Source organism: Erythrobacter mangrovi, from assembly GCF_013260645.1.
Taxonomy (GTDB): domain Bacteria; phylum Pseudomonadota; class Alphaproteobacteria; order Sphingomonadales; family Sphingomonadaceae; genus Qipengyuania; species Qipengyuania mangrovi.
In genome coordinates, this window is sequence record NZ_CP053921.1 from 2,730,824 (window position 1) to 2,754,518 (window position 23,695).

Here is a 23,695-nt window from a genome sequence, read left to right on the forward strand (position 1 = left end):
TCAGGTCGTCCGTCAATCTCACAACGACGCATTTCGCAGGGGATGGCAAAAAACTTTCACCTTCCACTGAACCAAATCATCGAGCAGGACGAGAGCAATATTGTTCTTGTACGCAATGATGTCGTGACCGCATTGTCACAGCCTTACAGTGCTAGGTGCGGCCGGGCGTTACGAAAAAGCCCGCTTCGAAATCTTCGGAGTCACCTGTCACAGGCGCTCGGACAGATAGGCGGCCTGCAGCACGGGTGCGCCAATCCGCGCGGGGTATTCCTGTTCCGTTGGCGGGACTGGAGCGATCCGGCCAATCTGCGTGATCCGGTGATCCATAATTTTGATTTCAAGGACCCGGCCGCGTATTACCTCACGCAGCAATTCCGGATGGATGATAGTGACTTCATCTACATCACCACTGTCCTGTTGCGGAATTTCAGCGCTTCGTCGGGATTCTTCCGCAAACGATCCTGCCCGCAGTGAACGTGGCTACAGTTATACAGAGGTAATAGTTAATACACAGAAATGTGTAGGATAATATCAATCTACGTTCCTTGCACAGGGATTAATTGACAGCCATGGACTGACATTCGCCGAACAGAGAGTGATTGCTTTGATGAGTGTAACTTGGTCACTTCGTGACTTGATCGCAGGCGATCGTCTTTGGTCGTAGAATGACGGAAATTATAAACTATTGATCCTGCATTACGGTGTAATGATCGAGGCAGGGAATTCATCAGCTGACTGTGGCATTCCCTCTAGTAGCGACTATTCCCCTGATATAGCAGGCGCACTCAGCAAGGAGAGGCATCGCGCGTGACGCAAATCTATCCCGTTATCCTGTGCGGCGGCAGCGGCATGCGGCTCTGGCCATTGAGCCGTAAGGCGCTTCCCAAGCCGTTCCTGCCACTGGTGAACGAAGAGACCCTCTTTGAGCAGGCGGTCCGCCGCGTTGCGGGGGATGACCGCTTTGCTGCTCCTCTGGTCGTCGCGGGCGAGGCGCATAGCGACCTGATCATGGCTCAGCTCGGCAATACGCCTGGTGCGCGACTGGTGGTAGAGCCCTGCGCGCGCAACACCGCCCCGGCGATTGCGCTCGCTGCCGCGCTACTACCGGAAGACGCAGTCATGCTGGTGTGCCCAAGCGATCATCACATCGCCGACGCGGGGGCCTTCCGTGCTGCTGCGCTCGCCGCTGCCGAACTGGCGAGGCTGGACCATCTCGTGTCCTTCGGTATCGCGCCTGACCGTCCCGAGACCGGATATGGCTATCTCGAACGTGGCGCGCCGCTTGCAGGCGGCTATGCAATTGCCCGCTTCGTGGAAAAACCTGACCTTGCGCGGGCGCAGGAATATCTCGCCAGCGGCAAGTTCAGCTGGAATGGCGGCATCTTTGCCTTTCGTGCCGGTCGCCTGCTCGAGGAGCTCGCCGCACACCGCCCCGAAATGGCAAGCCTGGTACGCCAGGCGGTGGCCGAAGGACACGAGGAGGGCGCGCGCTTCCTTCCGGCGGCAGAGCCCTTCGCTGCAATTGTCGGCGATTCGATCGACTATGCGGTGATGGAAAACACTTCCTCAGCGGCGATGGTGTCGGTGGACATGGGTTGGTCGGATATCGGCAACTGGGCTGCACTCGCCGACGCACTGGCAGGGGTAGCTGATGGTGAGGGGAACGTGACCCGCGGCGGTCCGGTTGATCTCTCCAAGTGCAGGGGCGTCTTCGCGCTGACTGACGGCCCGCGTATCTCAGCCGTGGGGCTGGAGGATGTGTGTATCATCGTTTCCGGAAACGAGGTTCTGGTTACCACCCGCGAGGGTGCGCTATTGGTGGGCAAGCTCCCCGGAGCTGCAAACCAGTGAGCGCGCGCCAGCTCCCCACCCGCATGGTTGCCAAGGTCTGGGGCCGCGATCACCTGCCCCCGCCGTTCAGCGCCCCGGCGGGGGAGCGCATCGGCGAGATCTGGTTCGAGCCTCCGCCCGAACTGCCGCAGGTGCTGGTCAAATATCTGTTCACCTCCGAAAAGCTTTCGGTGCAGGTGCATCCTTCCGACAGCCAGGCCCTGCCGGGCGAGGCGGGTAAGGAGGAATGCTGGCTGGTGCTGGCAGCGGAGCCGGATGCATGCCTCGCGATCGGGTTCGAACGCGAAGTAAGCCAGCAGGAAATTGCCGCGGCTGCCCGGGACGGCACGATCGAACAACTGCTCACCTGGCATCCGGCGCGCGCAGGTGACCTGTTCTACCTGCCTGCAGGCACGGTCCATGCGATCGGGCCGGGTCTTTCGCTGGTCGAGGTGCAGCAGAACAGCGATACTACCTTCCGCCTGTATGATTATGGTCGTCCCCGCGAACTGCACCTCGAACGCGGCTTGGAGGTTGCGCAGGGTGTGCCTTACCCGGCCGAACATCGCACCAGCGTGGAGGAACGCGGCCAACTGCTGGTCGATGGTCCGCACTTCCGGCTCGATCGGGTCGAAGGCGTACCCGACGCGGCGACCCGCGCCGCCTATTCGGGCGCGCTGTTGGCGCTACCGCTGGCGGGCGAAGTGCTGGGTAGCGACGGCTCCGCGCGTGCCGCAGCGGGCGAATGCCTCTATGCGCCCAACCTCGACGCGCTCGATTTCACGCGCGCCGAAGTGACCTTGCTGGTGCGGAGTTTCTGATTGGTTTTGGCCGTGAAAGACAATGATGCACCACTCTTGCTTGACGTCTCGCGAATGGTGTGGCGCCGCTGGGCAGGCACTCGCGCGACCGGGATCGATCGCATCTGCCAGGCCTGGATAGAGCATTATGGCCCGCGTGCGCAGGCGGTCATCATTCACCGCCATGGTCAGGCCATCCTGCCGTTTCAAACCTCTCAGAAGCTATTCAGGCTGCTGACCTTGCCCGAGCGGGCACGCAGTGACGTGGTGCGCTTTCGTATGGCACTGGGTGCACTCGCAGTCCGGCGGGGGGCGCATTTGCGCGATCGGCTCGATGGGCGGGGGCGGTTCTGGCTCAACCCGGGACACACCGGGCTCGACAGGTTGGGGCTGGCCGAGTGGGTACGGCGGCGAAACCTGCGGCCCATCCATCTAATTCATGACCTGATTCCCATCACTCATCCGCAATTCTGTCGCGAAGGCGAAGATGAACGCCATCGACGCCGAATGCGGACTGCTCTCGACACCGCGAGCGGCGTCATTGCCAATAGCGCGCACACGCTCGACACTTTGCGAGAGTTCGCCGCGGTCGAGGGTCGAACGCTGCCTCCGGCTACGGTCGCGTGGCCGGGCACGCCCGCGCTTCCATCCCTGCCGCCGCAACCGGATGGCGAGCCTACATTTGTGATCCTGGGCACCATCGAGGGGCGCAAGAACCACGCCCTGCTCCTGGCAGTATGGCGGCAGCTGCTTGGTGACGAGAGTATTGCGACCAAACCTCGCCTCCTCATTGTTGGCCGCCGCGGCTGGCAAGCCGACGAGGTATTTGCAGAGCTCGACAGCGGAGCTTTCGGCGACTCCGTCGTTGAACTGGGGCCGCTCGATGACGATCGCCTGGCCGACGTGCTTTCGAGGTCGAGGGCTCTCCTATTTCCCAGCGTTACAGAGGGTTATGGTATCCCCCTGGTGGAAGCACTCGCTGCCAAGGTCCCGGTGATTGCGAACGATCTCCCCGTCTTTCGCGAGATTGGTCAAGGCGTGCCAGAACTCTTGCCCGTCGACGACCTTGCGGCGTGGCAGGATGCCATTCGCGATTACGCCAAGGACCAGAGCCCCCGCCGTTCAGCGCAGGTGTCGCGCATAGAAGGGTTTCGTGCCCCGGATTGGCCGGAGCATTTTGCGCAAATCGACGCACTGCTAGAAACGCTGTGACGACGCAGCCGACCGCCCGTAGCGCCGTCAGGGTGGAACCGGCGGATCGGTCGATATTCTACATCATCAATGCGACGCCTCTTGTGGGCACCATTTCTTCTTCCGCTGACGCTTCCGGTCCGCGGGTGAGTCCGGTCTGCCATGCGAGTGCCTCGCTTGCGTGAGTGGCGAGTTTCGCGCGCAACTCCTACAAGGGTCTGATCGCACCAGACCCAGGCAGTTCTTGCAGGCAGGCCCATGAGTGACACGCGCACCGAAATCGACACTATCGGACCGATCAATGTTCCGGCGGAGGCCTATTGGGGCGCGCAGACGCAGCGCAGCCTGCAGAATTTTCCCTTCCCAGCGCACCAGCGCATGCCGATCCAGATCATTCACGCACAGGCGGCGGTGAAACAGGCCGCGGCACGGGTTAATCGGAAACATGGCCTCGATGCGAAGCTGGCCGATGCGATAGAGGCGGCGGCGAAGGCGGTGCGTGCTGGCGAGTATGACGACCAGTTCCCGCTCACCATCTTCCAGACCGGCAGCGGCACGCAGACCAACATGAATGTGAACGAGGTGATCGCCGGGATCGCCAACGAGCATCTCGCCGGCACCCGCGGCGGCAAGGAGCCGGTCCACCCCAACGACCACGTCAACAAGTCGCAAAGCTCGAACGACAGTTTTCCGACCGCGCTCCACGTCGCGGCGGTGCTGGCTTCGCGCCAGGCGCTGCTGCCCGCCATCGATACGCTCCATTCGGCGCTCGACCGCAAGGCGCGCGCCTTCGCTGGCATCGTCAAGATCGGGCGTACCCATACTCAGGACGCGACGCCCCTGACGCTGGGGCAGGAGTTCTCCGGCTACGCGGCGCAGGTTGCCAGTTGCCGAGAGCGGATCGAGGCCTCGCTGGAGCGCGACCTCAATGTCCTCGCCATTGGCGGGACGGCGGTTGGCACCGGGCTCAACGCGCCCGAAGGCTGGCAAGGCGATATGGTTGCGGCGCTTTGCGAGATTACCGGCGAGACATTCCGGCCGGCCGACAACCTCTTCGAACAGCTCGCCGCCAAGGATGGCCTCGTTTCCTTCTCGGGTACGCTCAACACGCTCGCCGTGGCGCTGAACAAGATCGCCAATGACATTCGCCTGCTCGCCTCCGGCCCGCGCTCCGGGCTTGGCGAACTGTCGCTTCCCGCGAATGAGCCCGGTAGTTCGATCATGCCGGGCAAGGTCAATCCGACGCAGGTGGAGATGCTGACGATGGTCGCCGCGCAGGTGATCGGCAATCACCAGGCTACCTCGATTGGCGGAATGCAGGGCCAGTTCGAACTGAACGCCTTCATGCCGCTGATCGGATCGAACGTGCTGCGTTCGATCGAACTGCTTGCCATTGCGATGGATAGCTTCGCGCACCGCTGCATCGAGGGGATCGAGCCGAACGAGGCGCGGATCACCGAACTGGTCGAGCGCTCGCTGATGCTGGTCACTGCGCTGGTGCCAGAGATCGGATACGACAACGCCGCGAAGATCGCCAAGCACGCGCTGAAGAATGGCCAGACGCTCAAGGAAGCAGGATTGGAACTTGGCCTGGTCGATTCCGAGACCTTCGACCGCCTCGTTCGGCCGGACGACATGGTCTAGAGACTTCCGGCGTCGGCCCTTGGGCCCTCAGGAGGCTGTCCGGTTTGAGCGCAGCCACCGACGAAAGCGGCCATTCCGCTAACGACCCGATTGCGGACGCTTTTGTCACCCCCTTTTTCCGTGCATAAACTGTAGGGCGGTTCGATGGTTTCACTGCGGTTGCGATTATCGAGCCTTGGCAGGAGACGAGAGCCATGAGTGCACAATCAAAAGTCGCTGTCTTTGTTTTTGCGATGCCACTCCTCATTGGATTTGCTTCATCTGGCATCGCCCAGGAATCCCGGTGGGGATCCCCAGATGAGGACGATGTCAAATACATGATCGCGGCCGCTGCGAAGTGGTCAGATGCACAGTGTAGCCCTCAGGAGGGCCTGCAAGACATCATTGCGGACGACTTCCAAGGCACATTTACAAGCGGCCAGCGTTTCGGAAAGGATCAAGCTATCACAACCGATCCGATCAAAGCGAGTTTGTCCCGCGAGTGCCAACTCGGCGATGTAAGGGTGCGGTTCTTTGGCGACTCCTATGCCATCGCTTATGGAGCGGAAAACCGAATACGAAAGGACGTGGAAGGCAACGAGGCATTGCGATGCCAAATCTGGACCGACACATGGCTTAAACGTGATGGGCGGTGGCAAATCATCGCTTCTCACGACACCGTTGTCACGTGTCCCCAATAATCAATGTCCGCTTTCCATCCACAATCGGACATTCGCGCCAAGAGGCTCGCTTCTCGAAAGCCGACCGGCAGCTAAAGGGCATATCTCACCAGAAGCGGGAATTCCGCTAACGACCCGGTTGCGGACATTAGGACTTGGTCAGCTGCGCCACCCTTATCGCGATACTCGCAAGCAATGCGCCTATCAGGGTCCCTATGGCTGACCACATCAAGATGAGAAGGACGTAAAACAACCATTCAATGATTGGTTGAAAAGGTGGGCCTACAAATACAGGCGATGCCAAAAGGGATGAAACAGCCAAGGGCCAAACCAGTCTAGGGCGGGCCTTCCTCCTCAATGCAGCCACAATGCAAAATGCGAACGCAATTATCACGCTGAATGGCAGGAGGAGGATGATCGAAAAGTCCACTCGCTTCCAATACCTTAAGGAACGTCCGCTTTCCACCCATCTGACGACGGTTTCACCGAGCTAGCAATGTGCCAAGAGCGGTCGGGCTGCTAACGACCCGATTGCGGACTGCGGCGAGGAAACGTATGCGCTCTCAATGACAGAAAACGAAGAGCGGCTGCTCGGCAAACTCGCATTGATGTGCGAACAGTACATCGGCGGCGGCCAAGCGGAGTTTCTTGACCACGAATGTATTAGCGCAGGGGAGCGCGCAATCGAAGTCCTCGCAGAGTACGGGTTAGTTGAGGTCACGTCCGTTCGAGGCGGGAAGTGGACCGACGCTGGAAGAGCGCTCTTAGATCGCGCCTAATAGATATGTCCGCTTTCCACCCACAACCGGACCTTCAACGATGAGTCCCGGATTCCAAAACCGGCCAGTCCGCCAGTGACCTGAAAGCTGTCCTCCTGAGTGGACGGCGCTGTCATTGAATAGCCTGCGCGAGAGCCCAAGCGCGGATATTCAATAGCAGTGCTGTTGGGTCGGGAATGCCTTGCCCCTGACAGCCTCGGCATAAGCAGCCGCTGCCTCGTCAATGCGCGTGGCGAAATCGTCGAAGCGGCGGACAAACTTCGGATTGCGGTCGAACATGCCCAGCATGTCGTCGACCACGAGCACTTGCCCGTCGCATTTCACCGATGCGCCGATCCCGATCGTCGGGCAGTTGATCGCTTCCGTAATCGAGATCGCCAGCTCTTCGACCACGGCTTCCGCCACGACCGAAAAGGCACCCGCCTCGGCCACCGCAATCGCGTCGTCCATGATGCGCGAGTAATCGAGGTTGCCCTTGCCGCGGGCGGCATAGCCGCCGAGCACATTGACCGCCTGCGGGGTCAGGCCGACATGCGCCATCACCGGAATGCCGCGCTGGGTGAGATAGCTGATGGTTTCGGCCATCGCCGTCCCGCCTTCGAGCTTGACCGCGCCGGCGCCGGTCCGATCCATGATCTGCGAGGCGGTGGCGAAGGCCTGCGCGGGGCTTTCCTCATAAGTTCCGAAGGGCAGGTCGACGACGACAAGCGCGCGGCTGGATCCGCGAACGACCGCCTCGCCATGGGCGATCATCATTTCGAGCGACGCAGGCAGGGTCGAGCCATGTCCGTAGATCACCTGCGCGACGCTGTCGCCGACCAGCAGGACATCGCAATGCCGATCGAGCAGTTCGGCCATCCGCGCCGTATAGGCGGTGAGCATGACGATCGGCTTTTCGCGCTTGCGCGCCATGATCTGGGGGGCGGTGATGCGCTTGGGCGGCTTCAGATAGGTCATGTCTTCACTCCGAACTGGATCGACGCTGCCTCCCGATACCCCAGCGCGGGGACCTCTAGGGTGCCCCGCCCAAATGAGCAACTCCTTGGCCGGCTGGCCCGCCATTCCGACCTGCCACGGCGATCCCGCCTGCCCTGAAACGATTGAAACCCAATTGGCGGCTGTGCGGTATCCTGCAGAAACAATCGCACTCCAAAACGCCCTTCGTTCTCCCGCCGTTGTGGCCGGGAAGCACGATGGATCAATTGGAGTAGATTGCATGTCCGAAGTTATGACCAAGCCCGCCCGCGTCGCCATGAACGGCGTCGACGTCCCCACTTTCATCGCCACCCTCGGCGCGGTCGACGCGCAGCGCGAAATCGCCCGCTTCACCTTCCGCGCAAATGGCCAGTGGCTGGCCGGCACGCACAGCCGCATCGCGTTCAAGGATTTCTACGGCGCCTGCGCCGAGAACGACCACCGCCAGCCCTACACGATCGAAGGCGATCACCCCGAAGTGCTGTGCGGCACCGACAATGCCCCGACCCCGGCCGAGCTGCTGCTCGGTGCGCTTTCGGCCTGCCTCACCGCCGGCATCGGCAACATTGCCTCGATGCGCCAGGTGAAGCTGGAATCGGTCGAATGCACCGTCGAAGGCGATATCGACCTCAACGGCATCCTCGGCCTCGACCCGCAGACCCGCAACGGCTTCCAGGGCGTTCGCGTCACCGTGGCGATCAAGGGCGATGCCGATGATGAAACGCTCGAGAAGATCGTGCGCCAGTCGGTTGCCCGTTCGGCAGTGTTCGACGTGATGACCAACGGCGTTCCGGTTGCGGTTGCCGCCAAGGTCGGCTGACGCCTCTCCCCCCGATACCTCTCCGTCAGCCCGGGCCCGTCGCACCTCGCGTGCGGCGGGCCTTCCTTTGGCGCTGCCGCGGCGGCTGAAACGATTGAAACGTAATTCCGCTGCGCACGGCACACGCCCGATACATTCGGCGGCGATAGCCGGGGGACGGAATTTACGGAGTTTGTCCCATGGCACAGTTCATCGATTGCCTGATTATCGGCGGAGGCCAGGCTGGCCTCGCGATGAGCCATTGCCTGCAGCAGGCGGGTGTCGAGAACCTCGTGCTCGAACGGGGCTCGATCGCGCATCGCTGGACCAGCGCCCGCTGGCCATCGCTGCGCCTGCTGACGCCCGGCTGGATGACCCGCCTGCCCGGACAGCAGCTGGCCGATGCGGCGGACGGCTTCCTGGGCGCGGGCGAGCTTGCGGCCCGGCTGCAAGGCTATGCCACCGGCCATTGCCTGCCGGTGATCGAGAATATCGACGTGCTCGCGCTAGAACCGCTGGGCGAGCGCTTTCGTGCCGTTACCTCGCGCGGGACCTGGGTTGCGCGCAGCGTGGTGATCGCCACCGGCGCCTGCGACCGCCCGCGCCTGCCGCGTTGGGGCGCACAGCTTTCGCCGGCGATCCACCAGCTCGTCTCAAGCGATTATCGCGGCGCCGATGCACTGCCGGAAGGTGGCGTGCTGGTCGTCGGGGCATCGGCAACCGGCGTCCAGCTCGCCAGCGAGATCGCGGCCTCCGGGCGCACAACCATGCTCGCCGCGGGCAGCCATGTCCGCTCGCCGCGCCGCTATCGCGGGCGCGACCTGTTCGACTGGCTCGATGCCAGCGGCTTCCTGACCGACCCTTCGCCTGCCAATCGCACCCCGGCACAGCTCATCGCGCAGCCTTCGATGCAGCTGGTCGGCAGCGACGACCACCGCGAGATCAGCCTTGCCGGACTTGCCGACCAGGGTGTCGCGATCGCCGGCCGCGCGATCGGCGCGCTGGGCTCGACCGTCGCATTCGCAGACGACCTGACGGCCAATATTCGCCGGGCCGAGCAACGTCGCGAAGGCCTGCTGGCGCGGATCGATGCCTATATCGCCGCCGAGAGGATCGATGCGCCGGAGGATGACGCCGCGCGCCGCCAGCACGGCGTGCTGGTCCCGTTCAGGGGCGCGGTCGACCTCAAGGCGCGCGGGATCTCCACCATCGTCTGGGCGACCGGTTACCGCCGCGATTATTCCTGGCTGCACTTCGACGCCTGCGACGCGCAGGGCGAGCTGCGCCAGGCGGGCGGCATCTGCGACATCCCCGATCTCTACGCGCTGGGCCTGCCCTTCATGCGCCACCGCGCTTCGAGCTTCATCGACGGCGTCGGCCGCGATGCCGAAGCGCTCACCCCCATCATCGCCGCCCGACTGGGCGCCACCAACAGCCTGCGGGCAGCCTGAGGAAAGCCGTCATGTCCATTGTCCACCAGACCCGAAGCTACGATGCCGTCATCGTCGGCGCGCGCTGCGCAGGCGCGGCTACCGCCATGCTCATGGCGCGCCACGGCGGCAGGGTCCTGCTGATCGACCGCGCGGAAGAGGGTAGCGACACGCTGTCGACCCATGCGCTGATGCGCGGCGCGGTGATGCAGTTGCAGAATTGGGGCGTGCTGCTGCCGATCATCGCGGAGAATACTCCGCCGATCCGCCGGACCTCCTTCATCTATGGCGAGGCGCCCGCGATCGATATCGACCTTTCGGAAAGCCACGGCACGCAGGCGCTCTATGCCCCGCGGCGGACCGTGCTCGACCGCAACCTCGTCCGCTGCGCGCGCGAGGCGGGCGTCGATACGCTGTTCGGCGTGACGATGACCGGCGTGATCAGGGGACCGCGCGGCAGCGTCCGCGGCGTCACCCTGCGCGACAAGGCGGGCGAACATGAAGTCCGCTGCGAGCTGGTGGTCGGCGCTGACGGGCGCAATTCGCCGCTCGCCCGCCATGTCGGGGCCGGGCTGATCAAATGCGGCACCAATGCCTCGCAGGTGGTGTTCGGCTATTTCTCCGGCCTGCGCGACTGCGGCTACCGCTGGTATTGGGGCAATGGCGCTGCGGGCGGGATCATCCCGACCAACGATGGCGAAGCCTGCGTCTTCCTCTCCGTCTCGCACGATGGCCCGCATGATTTGCTCGGCGCGATGCGCGGGGGCGATCTTGGCGCGATGGCGGACCGGCTGGTTCCGGCGATGGGGCGCGACCTTGCGGGCGCCAAGCTCTCGGGCAAGCTGCGCGGCTTCGCCGGACAGGTCGGGCACCTGCGCGAAGCCTGCGGCGACGGCTGGGCGCTGGTCGGCGATGCGGGATATTTCAAGGATCCGATCACCGCGCATGGCATCACCGACGCACTGCGCGATGCGCAGTTGCTGGCCGATGCCTGGTCGCGCAGCCGGCTCGACGACTATCCGGCGATCCGTGACGCGCTGTCGCGCGACATCTTCCGCCTGTCGGACAGGATCGCCGGGTTCGACTGGAGCATGGAGGAGGTCGCCTCGCTCCACCGCTCGCTCAACACCGCGATGCAGGCCAACCAGCACTGGATCGCGGACAATCTCTACCGCCGGCGCGAGGCCGCCTGAGCCCACGCCTTGATTTAACCGGCCTCCCGGCGCAGCATGCCCGGCAGGTGGGATGGAGTTTGCGAAAATGGCGCAACAGTCGATGTTCGACAAATACGGCGGCTTCTCGGTGGTCAGCAAGATCGTGCTCGACCTCTACGAGCGGCTGCTCGACGATGATGACCTTGGCCCCTTCTTCGACGATGTCGAATTCGCCAAGATCGTCGATCACCAGACCAAGTTCGTTTCGTCGGTCATGGGCGGCCCCGCAGCCTATACCGACAACCAGATCGAGAAGCTGCACAGCCACCTGGCGATCAGCGGCGGGCACTTCGACCAGCTCGCGGCGATCCTGGCGGAGGTGCTCAAGGACCACGGCGTGGCCGATGAGGATGCGGCCGAGATCGTTGGTGCCTTCGCCGCGCGGCGCCACCTGGTGGTGAACCGCTGAGATGTCGATCGAAGCCATCAACGAGCAACTGCTGCGCGCCATCGGCGTCGGTGTCGCGCTGCTGGACCTGTCGGACCTCAAGTTCCGCTTCTTCAACGACACCTTCAAGGAATGGTTTTCCGAGATCGAGCTGGGCCAGCAGCTGGGCGACGTCTTCCCCGATATCGATGCCGCCGGCGTGCGGCGCGCGCTCGACGAGGAGGGTCAGTTCACCGGCGAGGCGAGCTTCCGCGTGCGCCGAAGGACGATGACCATCGCCATGACGGTCAACCCCGCGCTCGACGGCAAGGAGCGCGTCGCGGTGCTGGTGTGCCAGAACATCAGCCGCATCAAGGAACTGGAATCGATGATCGATTCCTATTCGATGATGGTCGAGCGCAACACGCGCGAGATCAAGCGCGAGAAGGAGCAGGTCGAAAAGCTGCTGCTCAACATGATGCCGCGCTCGGTCTACGAGGAATACAAGACCTTCGGCGTGGTCACGCCGCGCACCTATGACCATGTCGCCGTGCTCTGCCTCGACTTCGCCGATTTCTCGGGAACGGTCGCGCGTCAGGACCCGGGCGTGATCGTGAGCGAGCTCAACGACATCTACACTGCCTTCGACCGCATCGGCGACCAGTTCGGCTGCGAGCGGATCAAGACCGTCGGCGACCTTTACATCACGGTTGCCGGGATGCCCGATCCCTCCGAACGGTCGGTCCAGTCGATCTCCGACGCCGCGGTGCGCTTCATCCGCTATCTCGAGCAGCGCAACCGCAGCCACCCGATCGACTGGAACTGCCGCATCGGCCTGGCGTCGGGTTCGGTGATCGGCTCGGTCGTCGGCGTGCAGAAATATATCTACGACGTCTTCGGTCCGGCGGTGGCGGATGCCATGCGCCTGCGCGAACACGCCGGGCTGATGGAGATCGTCGCGAGCGAGGATTTCGCCGCGCGGTTCGGTGACGACCACCCCACCGTTTCGGCGGGTGAGGGCAGGACCGCCGATGGCAAGTCCGTCAACCTGGTGCGCCTGCTCGCCGACACCGATGCGGTCGGACGCTGATCGACGCGCGCGCGATGGCGACCACGCGGCCTCGGAGAGACGGAAGCCAGGATGGGCTGTTCCGTGAACTGATCGACGGTTTCCCGCATGGCATCGCGCTGTTCGATGCCGATGCGCTGATGACCTACTGCAATCCGGCGCTGTTGCGGCTCAATCCGCGGCTTGAAGACATCATCGAAACCGGCCTGTCGTGGGATCGCCTGCTGGTCGAAATGGTCGCGCGCGGGGTAATGGACCGCACCGCGCAGCAACGCCTGTCGCAGATGGAAAGCAATCTCGACGAGAGCGATCGGTCGAGCCCCCGCCTGGTCGTGGAGATGCGCGACCAGGGCTATCACGAGATGCTGCTGGTGGCGGTCACCGGCGGCGGCTTCGTGCTCGACCAGCGCGACGTGACCAAGCGCGAGATGGCGGAGGAGCAGGACCGCGAGGCCGATGCGCTGCTGCGGCAGGTGATGGAGGCATGCCCCGCCAACCTCGTCATGTCGCGGATGGACGACGGACAGATCATCTACCGCTCCCCGGCCGCACGCGAAGTCCTGGGCCCGGGCAAGAAGGTCAACGAACACTTCGTCAACCAGGCGGACCTTGCCGATTTCGTCACCGCGCTGTTGCCGCAAGGGCGGCTGGACGAGGTCTTCGCGACGCTCAGGGATACGGAGGGCACCACCTTCCCGGCGCTCGTTTCCTCGCGCCTGATCGAATATCGCGGCGAAGACGTGGCGGTATCCTCGCTGGTCGACATCACCAAGGAAGTGGAGATGCGCAAGATGCTCGCGGCGCAGCGCGAGCGGATCTTCGAGACCGAGAAGATGTCTGCGCTGGGCGAGCTGCTGGCCGGCGTCGCGCACGAGCTGAACAATCCGCTGTCGGTGGTGGTCGGGCATGCCCTGATGCTGCGCGAGGAGACCGACGACCCGGAGATCATGCGCCGGGTCGAACAGATCGAAGCGGCGGCGGAACGCTGCGCCAAGATCGTCAAGAGCTTCCTCGCCATGGCGCGCGAGCAGAAGGTGGAGAAGCAGTCGCTGGCGCTTGGCGACCTGCTCGACAATGCGCTGCGCACGATCGGCGAAGGCGACATGGAATTCGGCCTGGCGGTGCAGCGCGACATCCCCGCCGATGCACCCCAACTGTGCGGCGATGCCGCGCAGCTCGAGCAGGTCTTCACCAATTTGCTGGTCAATTCGCAGCAGGCGGTGACGAAGTCGGGGAAGGCCGGCACCGTCACGATCGCGGCCCGGCCGGATCGCGGCCGCAGGTTGATGGTAATCGATTTCCGGGACGATGGACCGGGGATCCCCGCGCATATCGGCAAGCGCGTTTTCGAACCGCTGTTCACCACCAAGGAGGTCGGGCAGGGCACCGGCATCGGGTTGGCCTTCTGCCATCGCGTGCTGACCGCGCATGGCGGCTCGATCGAACTGATCCCGTCGGAAGCGGGTGCGCATTTCCGGATCCACCTGCCGTTGGCCGAAGGAGAACTGGACGATGGAGAGGAGAGGGCGGGGCATGCCAGCAGCAATGGCCGCGGGCATGTTCTGGTGATCGATGACGAACTCGACGTCGCGGAACTGATTGCCGAAATCCTGCGCCGCGACGGTTTCACCGTCGATATGGTCCATTCGGGGGAAGAGGGCCTCGAAGCCCTTGCGCGTAGTGACTATGACGCGCTGCTCGTCGACATCAACATGCCGGGGATCGGGGGGCGGGGCTTCCTTGATCGGATCAAGGCCGATCGACCCGAGCTGGTCGGGCGCATCGCCTTCGTTACCGGCAGCACGATGAGCCCCGATTCACGCGGTTTCCTCGACAACTGCGGTTGCCCCTACCTCGAAAAGCCGGTGGCACCGGCCGATGTCCGGGCCCTGGCGCAGCAGATCGTATCTGGGGGAGAGTAAGATGGACCAGCGATCCCTTGTCTGCATCTGCGACGACGAGCAGCCGCTGCGCGAAATGCTGGCGGAATATCTCGGCAAGAACGGGTTCGAGACTGTCGAGGCCCACGATGCGACGAGCCTGCGCACGGTGCTGGAGGAACGCGAACCGCAGGTCCTGCTGCTCGACATCAACATGCCGGGCGAAGACGGCTTGTCGGTCCTCCGTTCGCTGCAGGGTGACGATCGCGCGCCGCGCGTGATCATGCTCACTGCCGCGGGGGAAACGGTGGACCGGATCGTCGGGCTGGAGATGGGCGCCGACGATTATCTCGCCAAGCCGGTCGATTTGCGTGAGCTGGTGGCCCGCGTGCGCGCGGTGCTGCGCCGCTCTTCGCGCAAGGAAGTGGAAGATCCGCAGGCCGCCAAGGGCCGCCTGCCCTTCGGCAAGGCCTGGCTCGATCTCGAGGCCGCCAAGCTGTTCGACCTCGAAGGCGAACAGATCCCGCTCACCTCGATGGAATACAATTTGCTCAAGCTGTTCGCCAAGAACCGCGGGCGTGTGCTCAATCGCGACCAGATCCTCGAAGGCGCGCATGATCGCGAGTGGGATCCCTTCGATCGCAGCATCGACATCCGCATCTCGCGCATTCGCAAGAAGATCGAACACAACCCCACCAAGCCGGCGGTGATCCGCACGGTGCGCGGGCTCGGCTATATCTACGATCCCGAATAGGCGCCGCTGCGCGGCCCTCGCGAAACAATTGAAACACTAAACGCCGCGCCGCGATATCCGGCTGAAACGCGCGGGGGCCAGTGTCCGGGCATCGAAACACAGCCCCAGGACCCGTGCCATGACCGCCCATCTCCCTCTCCCCAACACCCCCCGCCCGATGATGGGTGGTCGGCACGGGTCCGTCCTTGATCTCATCGGCAACACGCCCGTCGTGCTGGCCGAAAAGCTCTCCCCCCCGGGCCGCGAGGTCTGGGTCAAGCTGGAGAGCGCCAACCCGCTGGGATCGGTCAAGGACCGGCTGGCGCTGGGCCTGATCGAGGCCGCCGAACGCGACGGCTCGCTGAAGCCCGGCCAGACCGTGGTCGAAGCGACCAGCGGCAATACCGGCATTGGCCTGGCGCTGGTCTGCGCCCGCAAGGGCTATCCGCTGGTCATCGTGATGGCCGAAAGCTTCAGCGTCGAACGCCGCAAGATCCTGCGCTTCCTCGGCGCCAAGGTCGTGCTGACGCCCGCCTCGCTCAAGGGCACGGGCATGGTCGACAAGGCACGCGAACTGGCCAGGGAGCACGGCTGGTTCCTGCCGCGCCAGTTCGAGAACGAGAACAATGCGCTGACCCATGAACTCACCACCGGCATGGAGATCGTCGCCGATTTCGCCGATGCGCCGCTCGATGCCTTCGTCAGCGGCCTGGGCACCGGCGGCACCATCGCCGGCGTCGGCCGCGCGCTCAAGAAGCATAGCCCGCAGACCCGCGTGATCGCCTGCGAACCGGCCAATTCGGCGGTCCTCAGTTCGGGTATCGCGCAGGCCTATGCCACGGACAATTCGCCCGTGGGCAGCCACCCGGTCTTCCGCCCGCACCCGATGCAAGGCTGGGCGCCCGACTTTATCCCGCATGTCACGCAGCAGGCCATCGACCAGGGAGTGATCGACGAGATCCGCCTGGTCAGCGGCGATGAGGCGATGGAATGGTCGCGCAAGCTAGCCTGCGAGGAAGGCATTTTCTGCGGCATCACCTCTGGCGCGACCTTCGCCACTGCGCGCAAACTCGCCAGCGAATTGCCGCCCGGTTCGCGGGTGCTGGCGATGGTCGCCGATACCGGCGAACGCTACATGTCGACCCCGCTCTTTGCCGATATCCTCGAGGATATGGACGAAGGCGAGATGGAGATTTCGCGCTCGACACCCGGTGCCCGCTTCGACGCCCCGGCCCCGATGCCTGCAGCCCCGGCCGCGCCTGCCCCCGAACCGAGCGCCGAGGCGCTGGATCACGTGAAGGCGCTGATCGAGGGCGCGGGCGCCCCGCTGGTGTTCTTCTCGCTCGAATGGTGCGAATTCTGCTGGTCGGGCCGCAAGCTGCTCGATGCGATGGGCGTGGCCTATCGCGAGATAGCGCTTGATGGGTCCGAATATGCCGACGTCGAATGGGCCGCGGACGTGCGCCGCGCGCTGGGCAAGATCAGCGGTGCGCCCACCGTGCCGCAGGTCTTTATCGCTGGCCAGCACATAGGCGGCGCGACCGAACTGTTCGATGCGCATAATGCCGGCGATCTCGCCGGGTTGCTCGACGACGCCGGGGTGGCGCATGGCCCATCGGGCATCGACAACGCCTATTCGCTCCTCCCCAAATGGCTCCAGGCCCGGTGAGCGCGGACCCCGACTGCTTCGCCGCGAACGAGGCGCTAGAGCTGGCTGCACAGCTGGCGCTGGAATACCGCAGCGGGGCTGCGGCGCTCGATCCGGGTGCAGCGCCTCGCGCGGAAGCCTCGGGGTTCGATATCCCGTTGCCACGCCGCGGTCGCGAGGCGCGCAAGGTCATCGCGGCGCTCGATGCCGCCGCCAGGCCGGGACTGACTGGTTCGACCAAGCCGGGCTTCATGGGCTGGGTCATCGGCGGCTCGCATCCCGCGGGGATCGCCGCGGACTGGCTCGCCGCGACCTGGGGCCAGAACGCCTGCCTCTATGACAGTTCACCCGCCGCGGCGCAGGCCGAGGCGGCGAGCGCAGCCTGGCTGCTCGATGTGCTCGACCTCCCGCGCGAAGCCTCGGTCGGCTTCACCACCGGGGCGACCATGGCGGCCTTCACCGCGCTCGCGGCGGCGCGGCTGGCCGTGCTCGAGCGCGCGGGCCACGATTTCGAGACCAAGGGCCTGTTCGGCTGTCCTGAGGTGGCGATCTACATTTCCGACGATGGCCATGTGACCAATTACTCGGTGCTGCGCTATCTCGGCTTCGGCGATGAACAGATCCGCCGGATTCCCTCGCTGGCGGACGGGACCTTCGATTGCACTGCGCTCGAACAGGCGATGCGCAGCGACCGGGTCGAGGCGCGGATCGTCATCGCGCAGGCGGGGCAGATCATGTCCGGCGGGTTCGACGACTTCACCCGCGTGTCCGCGCTTTGCCGCGAATTCGGGGCCTGGCTCCACGTCGACGGCGCCTTCGGGCTGTGGGTGCGCGCCAGCCGCCGGCTGCGGCACATCGCCCACAATATCGACCTCGCCGACAGCTGGTCGGTCGATGGCCACAAATGGCTGCAGATTCCCTACGATTGCGGCTTCGCGATCGTGCGCGACCAGCGCTGCCACCGGCGCGCCATGGCGATGCAGGCGGGCTATCTTCCCGACATGCGCGATACGCGCAACAATGCGGACTTTGTCCCCGAACTCTCCCGCCGCGCCCGCGGCTTCGCCGTCTGGGCGGTGATGCAGAGTATGGGGCGGCTTGGCATCGAGCGGATGGTCGAAGAGCATTGCAACGCGACCCACCTTCTCGCCCAATCGCTGCGCCACCTGCCGGGCGTCGACGTGGTGAACACGGTGTACCTAAACCAGCTCGCGGTTGCGTTCACCCATGAGGATGCCGACCTGACGGAGATGGTTGCGTCGCATTTGAATGCGACCGGCCGTTACTTCGTCCGCACTGCCGATTGGCGCGGGCGCAAGCTGCTACGCTTCTCGATCACCTGCGGGGCAACGACCGATACCTTCATCCGCTCTCTGGTCGGAGATGTCGAGCGGTTCTGGCTGGATCTCGCACGCCGCGCCGCATGATGCGGACCTACGGTTGCAAGCAACAATTGAAACCTTTTGCCCCTGAGCGTGAAATACGCCCGATACCGAGCTCTCCTATCCATCTCTTGTCGCCGCAGTGGCGACAAGCTTGGAAAGGAAATCGAGATGTTTGAACTGACTCAGGAAACCGCCCGCGAGAAAGCCGCTATCGCTCTCGCATCGCTCGCCAGCACGTTTGGCACTGTCGGCTTTACGCTGGCTCTCTTCGCAGCCCAGGGACCGATGGTCTGAACCATCGGTCCTTGACCCATTTGCGTGGCCTTCGCGTTGACACGAGGAAACTTTGCACATCGTCCCGCGTGAATTGCATGCTGTCCTTATCTTGACGAGTGCGTTTGCATTCCGTCTTACAATCCCAACAAAGTGGCGGCGCCCAGATGGAGCGCGAACCAAAAAAGGGATTGAATATGACTACCAGACTTGGCGCTCTCTTTATCGCGTCGATTGCCTTTGCATCGTTCGCCACACCCGCGATGGCAGAGGAATTTGAGGGACCGTTCGTCGGTGTGGCTGCGGGCTACAACCGTGACGAGATCGACTTCGAACTGAACGACGGTGTCGGACTGCCGGACGAATTCTCGCAAGATTCGGCCTATTTCCAGCTGTTTGCAGGCTATGATTTCGCCGTCGCACCGCGCGTGCGGCTTGGCGTCGAAGCCGCCATTGGAGTCGGCGCCGACGACCAGTTCGGACTGAGCGACAGCACTGCGTCGATCGACCTGGACCCGGACTATACCTACGAAGCAACCGGCCGCATCGGCTATCTTGTGAGCGAAAACGCGATGGTCTTTGCCCGCGGCGGCTATCAGGTCAATCGCGTCGAGGTCGCCTTGGCGGAAGCGGGAAATTCGCCGTTCACCGGCACAGGCGATATCGACGGCTGGCTCGTCGGCGGCGGCGTTGAGTACGCGTTTGGGTCGAAGCTGCGCAGCCGTATCGAGTATCGCTATTCCGATCTGAAGAACGGCGGTGTTAGCTGGGATCGCCACCAGGTTCTGGCCGGCGTTCTCTGGAACTTCTAAAAGGTTGGCGGCGTCGGACCCAAGGTCCGGCGCCGCTTGCCCAATGGGTTGAATGGAGTGGTTCGATGGATTTGCTGAGCGACATTCTCGACTCGCTATCGCTGCAGGGGCAGTTCTATTTCCGCACCTGCTTCAGCAACCCGTTCTCGATCAATGTGCCCGACTATGCGTCGGTGATCCGTTTCCACTATGCTGTCCAAGGTGATTGTTACGTTCGCACGGGTGACGATCCGCCAGTTTTCCTGCGCCAGGGCGATCTGGTCCTCGTTCCAGGCGGGGCGGCCCACATCCTTTCCGATACGCCTGATCGCGAGCCTGCACCGCTTGATCAAGTCAAGGCCGACAATGAATATGACGGCGGTCCGGTGTTCGTCGTGGGTGAAGGTTGCGAGAACGCCGCGACCCACCTGATGTGCGGGCACTTCGATTTTGCTGTGGGCGGTAGCCATCCATTACTGCGATCGCTCCCCAAACTGCTTCACGTCAGCGCCAGCATGCGCAGCTCGGCGTTCTGGCTGGACGAGGCGCTGCGCCTGATGGCCCGGCAGATGGCAGAGGACAATCCCGGCTCGATGGCGGTCGTGCGGCGGATGTCCGAGATAATCTTCATCGAAACCGTCCGGTCCTCGGCACCGCAGTCGCCTCAGCTGGCGGGACTGATGGAGGCCTTGGGCGATCCCAAGATCTCGCGGGCCCTGCAGGCGATGCATCACAACGTCGCCGCCAACTGGACGGTCGAAGCGCTCGCCGGCGAGGCAGCGATGTCGCGCAGCCGCTTTGCCGCACGCTTCCAGGAGCTCGTCGGCTGCGGTCCACTCACCTATCTTGCGGAATGGCGCCTGCAGAAGGCCTGTGCGCTTCTGCGGCAGGGGCAAGTCTCAATTCAGGAAGTCGCGGGACGAATCGGCTATCAGTCGCCCGCCGCATTCACGCGCGCCTTTGCCAACATGTTTGGTGAATCGCCGACCAGTTTTCGTGCACGCCTTGCGGCGTAGCTTTGCAGAACGTCTACTTCAGTTAGCAGGAAATCCCAATAACAGGCCGGTCCCTTGCTCAATTGTCTTGCCCTGCGCATCTCCGCCGCGTCCAAACGCAATTACGGAGATAGAACATGCAAAGGATCGAAGCACTTCCCCTCGACACCCAGGATGCGGCTGTCGCTGGGCTCTTCACTGCCATCAAGGGCAAGATGGGTGGCGTGCCCAACATCATGCGCACCATGGCTCAGTCGCCTGCCGCGCTCGAAGGCTACCTCGGCTTCAGCGGCGCCCTCGGCAACGGCCGCTTCACCGACGCCCAGCGCGAACTCGCTGCTCTTGCCGCTGCCAGCGCCAACAGCTGCGACTACTGCGCTTCGGCTCACAGCGCGCTTGGCAAGATGGCTGGCCTCGACGCCGCCGATATGCAGACCGTCATCAGCGGCGGCCAGCTCGCTTCGGCCGACGGCAAGATCGTGGAAACCGCTCGCAAGATCGTCAACCAGCGCGGCGTGCTGAGCGACGCCGACGTTGCTGACTTCTATTCGGCTGGCTTCGACGCCGGTCACCTGGTGGAACTCGTCGCGGTTACCGCGCTGAACATCTTCACCAATTACTTCAACCACATCGCTGCGACCGAGATCGATTTCCCGGTCGTTTCGACAAAGGCTGCCTAACCGGCAGGGGCGTGTGTGACGCCGCCTTCACGGTGGTGTCTCGTGTGCCTTCCAGTCGGACCGGACGGGCAGGGTCGCCCATGTCCGGTCCGATTGGTCCAGAATTTACAGCCTGGCAGTTGCGTTGTCATGACGCCCTGCCGATGGCGGCGATCGTTTCTGAAACCTCCCAACCCCCACAGCGGATGCGGTCGTCGCCATCACTTTTTCAGGGCAATCCGGTTTCGGTGCCCAACTATGGTAACCGCAGCATATCTTTCGCCGAAGCTGTGGTTGGGTCTCCAGAATTGCGGCGCGCATAGCCGCCGGCGATCTAGCGACTTGCCACGGTGCTCTCGTATCGATGCGCAAGGCCCGTAACCGGATGAGTACAAGCAGGGGGACCAGCAGATGACAGACGAAACGGACACGAGCGATGCGGCATTGCTTGGTGCTATCCGTTCCTGCAGCACCTGCGATACTCTGCCATTGGGCCCACGCCCGATCCTGCAATGGAACCGGCGGGCTCCCATCCTGATTGCCGGCCAGGCGCCAGGCAGCCGCACACATCACAAGGGAATTCCCTTCGACGATCCGTCAGGCGACCGGCTACGCCAATGGCTGGGGATCGACCGTGATGCATTCTACGACAGTTCGCTGTTTGCCGTCGTCCCGATGGCCTTTTGCTTCCCAGGGTCCGGGGAGCGGGGCGACCTTCCACCGCCCCCGCAATGTGCCGCTCAATGGCGCAGCAGGCTGCTGGATCGGATGGACGGTGTACAGCTGACGATCGTCCTCGGGCGCTATGCGGCGAGTTGGCACGGCTTCGACAAGAAGGAGACACTGGCGAACTTGACGGGCCAGTGGCGTGAGACGTTGCCATCCGCCATCGTCCTGCCCCACCCCAGTCCGCGAAACCGCATGTGGTTCACCCGCAACCCTTGGTTCGAAGCCGAAGTGATCCCGGCCTTGCGCGAACGAGTGCACGCACTGATCGCTGCGGCCTAGCAAAGCTATCGGCGAGTGTAACCGACCGCACACCTCGCACGAAACAGGTCCAGGATCCGGGGGGCCGTTGTGATTTCGAAAATTCTTGCTTTGACCGCCGGTGCCGCCGTCGCGCTGGCTTGGTCCGTGCAGGCGCGTGCAAGTTCGACAAACGACGCGCAGCCGTATGCCTGTGGATCGGCAGGTGAAAGCTTGCTTATCGAAGGCGTGACGACCGTCGATTTTCGCGGCGAAAGGCCGGACGTCCGGTCCGGCGTCTCGGTCTTGGTGCAGGGTGGCCGGATCGCGCGGATCGTCGACCACGCGAGCGAGATCGACGACGACGTCACAGTCGTCGATGGCACGGGCCTCACCATGATCCCCGGCCTCTATGACATGCATGCCCATGTCTGGGATCAGACCGAGCTGGCGGCGCAGTTGATGCATGGCGTCACCACGGTGCGCAATCTTTCGGGCATGCCGTTCCACCTGCGCCTCAGCCAGCAGGTTGAGCAGGGTGAAGTCTGCGGAGCAAGGCTGCTTACGTCGGGTCCGATCCTCAACAGCGCCGGGCCCGATGCCCAGATCTACCACCAGATCGTCAGCACCGCCGAAGAAGCACGCGCCGCCGTGCGCCAGCAGTATCAGGTCGGGTACCGTCGGATAAAGGTCTACTCCAACCTCGCTCCCGATGCCTTTGCCGCCGCCAGCGACGAAGCTGCCGGTCTCGGAATGGCCATCACCGGGCATACCCCCGAAGGCAAGCGGACGTTCGACACTAACGGCCATATTTCGTTCGAACTCGATTTCGAGAAGGTCATGCAGGTCCCGTTCGAAACCGTCGAACATGTGGAATCGCTGGCCTGGCACGGGCTGCACGGCGAAATCGATCCTGCGGGTGCGCGGAGCATTGCCCGCCAGCTCGCGGAGAAGGGGCAAACCGTCACGCCCACGCTGATCGCCCACCAGAACCTGGTAGAAGTTGCGCAATCGGGCGGCGCCTATGCCTATCGCGCGGGTATCGGCACCATGTCACCGCTGGCGCGCCTGGTTGCGGGTCAGTCGATCGCCCGCTGGTCGCAGGAGGACCCCCGGCGTGAGCGCGAGCGTGCCGAATTCTACCAGGCTTTCACCCGCATGCTCGATGAAGAAGGCGTCCAGATCGTCGCCGGAAGCGATTCCGGTATCTTCGTCAATGTGCCGGGCCTGTCGCTGATCGAAGAGGTCGAGCTGCTGGCGGAGGCCCTGCAGTCGCCATTCAAGGCGATCAAGGCAGCGACCGCGACGCCAGCCAGCGTACTGGGCCTTGCCGGCCGATCCGGCTGCGTTGCGGCAAGTTGTGCCGCCGACCTGGTCCTTTATCGCTGCAATCCGCTCCAGGACCCTCGCTGCCTGCGCCAGCCCGAAGCGGTGATCTTTCGCGGGCATCTGATCGATGCCGAGGAATTGCGCGGCCAAACCGGGTTAGCGTCGCTGGCCAATGCGCACGACAATGAGCGGACATTCGCCAACGTCTTCGAAGGCTTTGCCGCCCAGGGCAATCCGATCACCCCCGAGCAGCTGGGCGCCGCAATCGGCGGCAAATGA

The 23,695-nt window shown here is 63.7% G+C and carries 23 protein-coding genes; 22 read left to right on the top strand and 1 reads right to left on the bottom strand.

The features are described 5' to 3' along the window. Positions 1-42 precede the first annotated feature (42 nt). The 7 genes from HQR01_RS13590 to HQR01_RS13620 all read left to right on the top strand — a co-directional run bounded on the left by HQR01_RS13590 (position 43) and on the right by HQR01_RS13620 (position 6,903). Positions 43-474, top strand: coding sequence for a hypothetical protein (locus HQR01_RS13590; protein ID WP_173215454.1), 432 nt, complete (start codon positions 43-45; stop codon positions 472-474). A gap of 333 nt (positions 475-807) precedes the next feature. Then, the gene (locus tag HQR01_RS13595; protein ID WP_173215457.1) at positions 808-1,851 is read left to right on the top strand and encodes a mannose-1-phosphate guanylyltransferase; all 1,044 of its coding nucleotides are present in this window, start codon (positions 808-810) and stop codon (positions 1,849-1,851) included. A gap of 23 nt (positions 1,852-1,874) precedes the next feature. Beyond that, positions 1,875-2,651 (top strand): class I mannose-6-phosphate isomerase, encoded by a 777-nt coding sequence (locus HQR01_RS13600; protein WP_173216429.1) that lies wholly within the window; start codon positions 1,875-1,877, stop codon positions 2,649-2,651. Between the two features lie 12 nt (positions 2,652-2,663). Further along, on the top strand, positions 2,664-3,842 hold the full coding sequence (locus HQR01_RS13605; protein WP_173215459.1) for a glycosyltransferase family 4 protein: 1,179 nt from the start codon (positions 2,664-2,666) through the stop codon (positions 3,840-3,842). Positions 3,843-4,079: 237 nt separating this feature from the next. Next, positions 4,080-5,465: a class II fumarate hydratase gene (gene fumC / locus HQR01_RS13610; RefSeq protein ID WP_173215461.1), complete on the top strand. Its 1,386-nt coding sequence runs from the start codon at positions 4,080-4,082 to the stop codon at positions 5,463-5,465. Positions 5,466-5,659: 194 nt separating this feature from the next. After that, positions 5,660-6,145 (top strand): nuclear transport factor 2 family protein, encoded by a 486-nt coding sequence (locus HQR01_RS13615; protein WP_173215463.1) that lies wholly within the window; start codon positions 5,660-5,662, stop codon positions 6,143-6,145. A gap of 545 nt (positions 6,146-6,690) precedes the next feature. Then, complete coding sequence (locus HQR01_RS13620) at positions 6,691-6,903, top strand: hypothetical protein (RefSeq protein ID WP_173215465.1); 213 nt, start codon at positions 6,691-6,693, stop codon at positions 6,901-6,903. Positions 6,904-7,053: 150 nt separating this feature from the next. On the opposite strand, the gene panB is transcribed toward HQR01_RS13620, so the two are convergent. Beyond that, on the bottom strand, positions 7,054-7,860 hold the full coding sequence (gene panB / locus HQR01_RS13625; protein WP_173215467.1) for a 3-methyl-2-oxobutanoate hydroxymethyltransferase: 807 nt from the start codon (positions 7,858-7,860) through the stop codon (positions 7,054-7,056). A 259-nt stretch (positions 7,861-8,119) separates the two neighbouring features. Between panB and HQR01_RS13630 the strand changes: the two genes are divergently transcribed. From HQR01_RS13630 to HQR01_RS13695, 15 genes are all read left to right on the top strand, one after another. Next, the gene (locus HQR01_RS13630; RefSeq protein ID WP_173215469.1) at positions 8,120-8,698 is read left to right on the top strand and encodes an OsmC family protein; all 579 of its coding nucleotides are present in this window, start codon (positions 8,120-8,122) and stop codon (positions 8,696-8,698) included. A gap of 179 nt (positions 8,699-8,877) precedes the next feature. After that, on the top strand, positions 8,878-10,128 hold the full coding sequence (locus HQR01_RS13635; protein WP_173215471.1) for a flavin-containing monooxygenase: 1,251 nt from the start codon (positions 8,878-8,880) through the stop codon (positions 10,126-10,128). An 11-nt stretch (positions 10,129-10,139) separates the two neighbouring features. Next, positions 10,140-11,300, top strand: a complete 1,161-nt coding sequence (locus HQR01_RS13640; protein ID WP_173215473.1) for an NAD(P)/FAD-dependent oxidoreductase — start codon at positions 10,140-10,142, stop codon at positions 11,298-11,300. 82 nt (positions 11,301-11,382) lie between these two features. Beyond that, positions 11,383-11,730: a group I truncated hemoglobin gene (locus HQR01_RS13645; protein WP_234030180.1), complete on the top strand. Its 348-nt coding sequence runs from the start codon at positions 11,383-11,385 to the stop codon at positions 11,728-11,730. Position 11,731: 1 nt separating this feature from the next. Next, positions 11,732-12,778: an adenylate/guanylate cyclase domain-containing protein gene (locus HQR01_RS13650; protein WP_173215477.1), complete on the top strand. Its 1,047-nt coding sequence runs from the start codon at positions 11,732-11,734 to the stop codon at positions 12,776-12,778. A gap of 14 nt (positions 12,779-12,792) precedes the next feature. Then, positions 12,793-14,679, top strand: a complete 1,887-nt coding sequence (locus HQR01_RS13655) for a hybrid sensor histidine kinase/response regulator (protein WP_173215479.1) — start codon at positions 12,793-12,795, stop codon at positions 14,677-14,679. Between the two features lies 1 nt (position 14,680). Further along, positions 14,681-15,391 (top strand): response regulator, encoded by a 711-nt coding sequence (locus HQR01_RS13660; protein ID WP_173215481.1) that lies wholly within the window; start codon positions 14,681-14,683, stop codon positions 15,389-15,391. A 118-nt stretch (positions 15,392-15,509) separates the two neighbouring features. Continuing rightward, positions 15,510-17,039, top strand: coding sequence for a cysteine synthase A (cysK, locus tag HQR01_RS13665; protein ID WP_234030181.1), 1,530 nt, complete (start codon positions 15,510-15,512; stop codon positions 17,037-17,039). Next, positions 17,036-18,445: a pyridoxal phosphate-dependent decarboxylase family protein gene (locus tag HQR01_RS13670; protein WP_173215483.1), complete on the top strand. Its 1,410-nt coding sequence runs from the start codon at positions 17,036-17,038 to the stop codon at positions 18,443-18,445. Before cysK ends, HQR01_RS13670 begins: the two co-directional genes overlap by 4 nt. Positions 18,446-18,571: 126 nt before the next feature. Continuing rightward, positions 18,572-18,697, top strand: a complete 126-nt coding sequence (locus tag HQR01_RS15350; protein WP_267905493.1) for a hypothetical protein — start codon at positions 18,572-18,574, stop codon at positions 18,695-18,697. A 176-nt stretch (positions 18,698-18,873) separates the two neighbouring features. Continuing rightward, positions 18,874-19,488, top strand: a complete 615-nt coding sequence (locus HQR01_RS13675; protein WP_173215485.1) for an outer membrane protein — start codon at positions 18,874-18,876, stop codon at positions 19,486-19,488. A gap of 65 nt (positions 19,489-19,553) precedes the next feature. After that, on the top strand, positions 19,554-20,483 hold the full coding sequence (locus HQR01_RS13680; RefSeq protein ID WP_173215487.1) for an AraC family transcriptional regulator: 930 nt from the start codon (positions 19,554-19,556) through the stop codon (positions 20,481-20,483). A gap of 116 nt (positions 20,484-20,599) precedes the next feature. Next, positions 20,600-21,142, top strand: coding sequence for a carboxymuconolactone decarboxylase family protein (locus HQR01_RS13685; RefSeq protein WP_173215489.1), 543 nt, complete (start codon positions 20,600-20,602; stop codon positions 21,140-21,142). A 390-nt stretch (positions 21,143-21,532) separates the two neighbouring features. Then, complete coding sequence (locus tag HQR01_RS13690) at positions 21,533-22,129, top strand: uracil-DNA glycosylase family protein (RefSeq protein ID WP_173215491.1); 597 nt, start codon at positions 21,533-21,535, stop codon at positions 22,127-22,129. Positions 22,130-22,219: 90 nt separating this feature from the next. Next, positions 22,220-23,695, top strand: a complete 1,476-nt coding sequence (locus tag HQR01_RS13695) for an amidohydrolase family protein (protein WP_173215493.1) — start codon at positions 22,220-22,222, stop codon at positions 23,693-23,695.

Bases quoted from the DNA above. Each gene is read 5' to 3' on its own strand.
- HQR01_RS13650 (WP_173215477.1), top strand. From the start codon at position 11,732: ATGTCGATCGAAGCCATCAACGAGCAACTGCTGCGCGCCATCGGCGTC.
- HQR01_RS13675 (WP_173215485.1), top strand. From the start codon at position 18,874: ATGACTACCAGACTTGGCGCTCTCTTTATCGCGTCGATTGCCTTTGCA.
- HQR01_RS13635 (WP_173215471.1), top strand. From the start codon at position 8,878: ATGGCACAGTTCATCGATTGCCTGATTATCGGCGGAGGCCAGGCTGGC.
- HQR01_RS13660 (WP_173215481.1), top strand. From the start codon at position 14,681: ATGGACCAGCGATCCCTTGTCTGCATCTGCGACGACGAGCAGCCGCTG.
- HQR01_RS13655 (WP_173215479.1), top strand. From the start codon at position 12,793: ATGGCGACCACGCGGCCTCGGAGAGACGGAAGCCAGGATGGGCTGTTC.
- HQR01_RS13620 (WP_173215465.1), top strand. From the start codon at position 6,691: ATGACAGAAAACGAAGAGCGGCTGCTCGGCAAACTCGCATTGATGTGC.
- HQR01_RS13600 (WP_173216429.1), top strand. From the start codon at position 1,875: ATGGTTGCCAAGGTCTGGGGCCGCGATCACCTGCCCCCGCCGTTCAGC.
- fumC (WP_173215461.1), top strand. From the start codon at position 4,080: ATGAGTGACACGCGCACCGAAATCGACACTATCGGACCGATCAATGTT.
- HQR01_RS13615 (WP_173215463.1), top strand. From the start codon at position 5,660: ATGAGTGCACAATCAAAAGTCGCTGTCTTTGTTTTTGCGATGCCACTC.
- panB (WP_173215467.1), bottom strand. From the start codon at position 7,860: ATGACCTATCTGAAGCCGCCCAAGCGCATCACCGCCCCCCAGATCATG.
- HQR01_RS13690 (WP_173215491.1), top strand. From the start codon at position 21,533: ATGACAGACGAAACGGACACGAGCGATGCGGCATTGCTTGGTGCTATC.
- HQR01_RS13630 (WP_173215469.1), top strand. From the start codon at position 8,120: ATGTCCGAAGTTATGACCAAGCCCGCCCGCGTCGCCATGAACGGCGTC.
- HQR01_RS13590 (WP_173215454.1), top strand. From the start codon at position 43: ATGGCAAAAAACTTTCACCTTCCACTGAACCAAATCATCGAGCAGGAC.
- HQR01_RS13680 (WP_173215487.1), top strand. From the start codon at position 19,554: ATGGATTTGCTGAGCGACATTCTCGACTCGCTATCGCTGCAGGGGCAG.
- HQR01_RS13640 (WP_173215473.1), top strand. From the start codon at position 10,140: ATGTCCATTGTCCACCAGACCCGAAGCTACGATGCCGTCATCGTCGGC.
- HQR01_RS15350 (WP_267905493.1), top strand. From the start codon at position 18,572: ATGTTTGAACTGACTCAGGAAACCGCCCGCGAGAAAGCCGCTATCGCT.
- HQR01_RS13685 (WP_173215489.1), top strand. From the start codon at position 20,600: ATGCAAAGGATCGAAGCACTTCCCCTCGACACCCAGGATGCGGCTGTC.
- HQR01_RS13645 (WP_234030180.1), top strand. From the start codon at position 11,383: ATGTTCGACAAATACGGCGGCTTCTCGGTGGTCAGCAAGATCGTGCTC.
- cysK (WP_234030181.1), top strand. From the start codon at position 15,510: ATGACCGCCCATCTCCCTCTCCCCAACACCCCCCGCCCGATGATGGGT.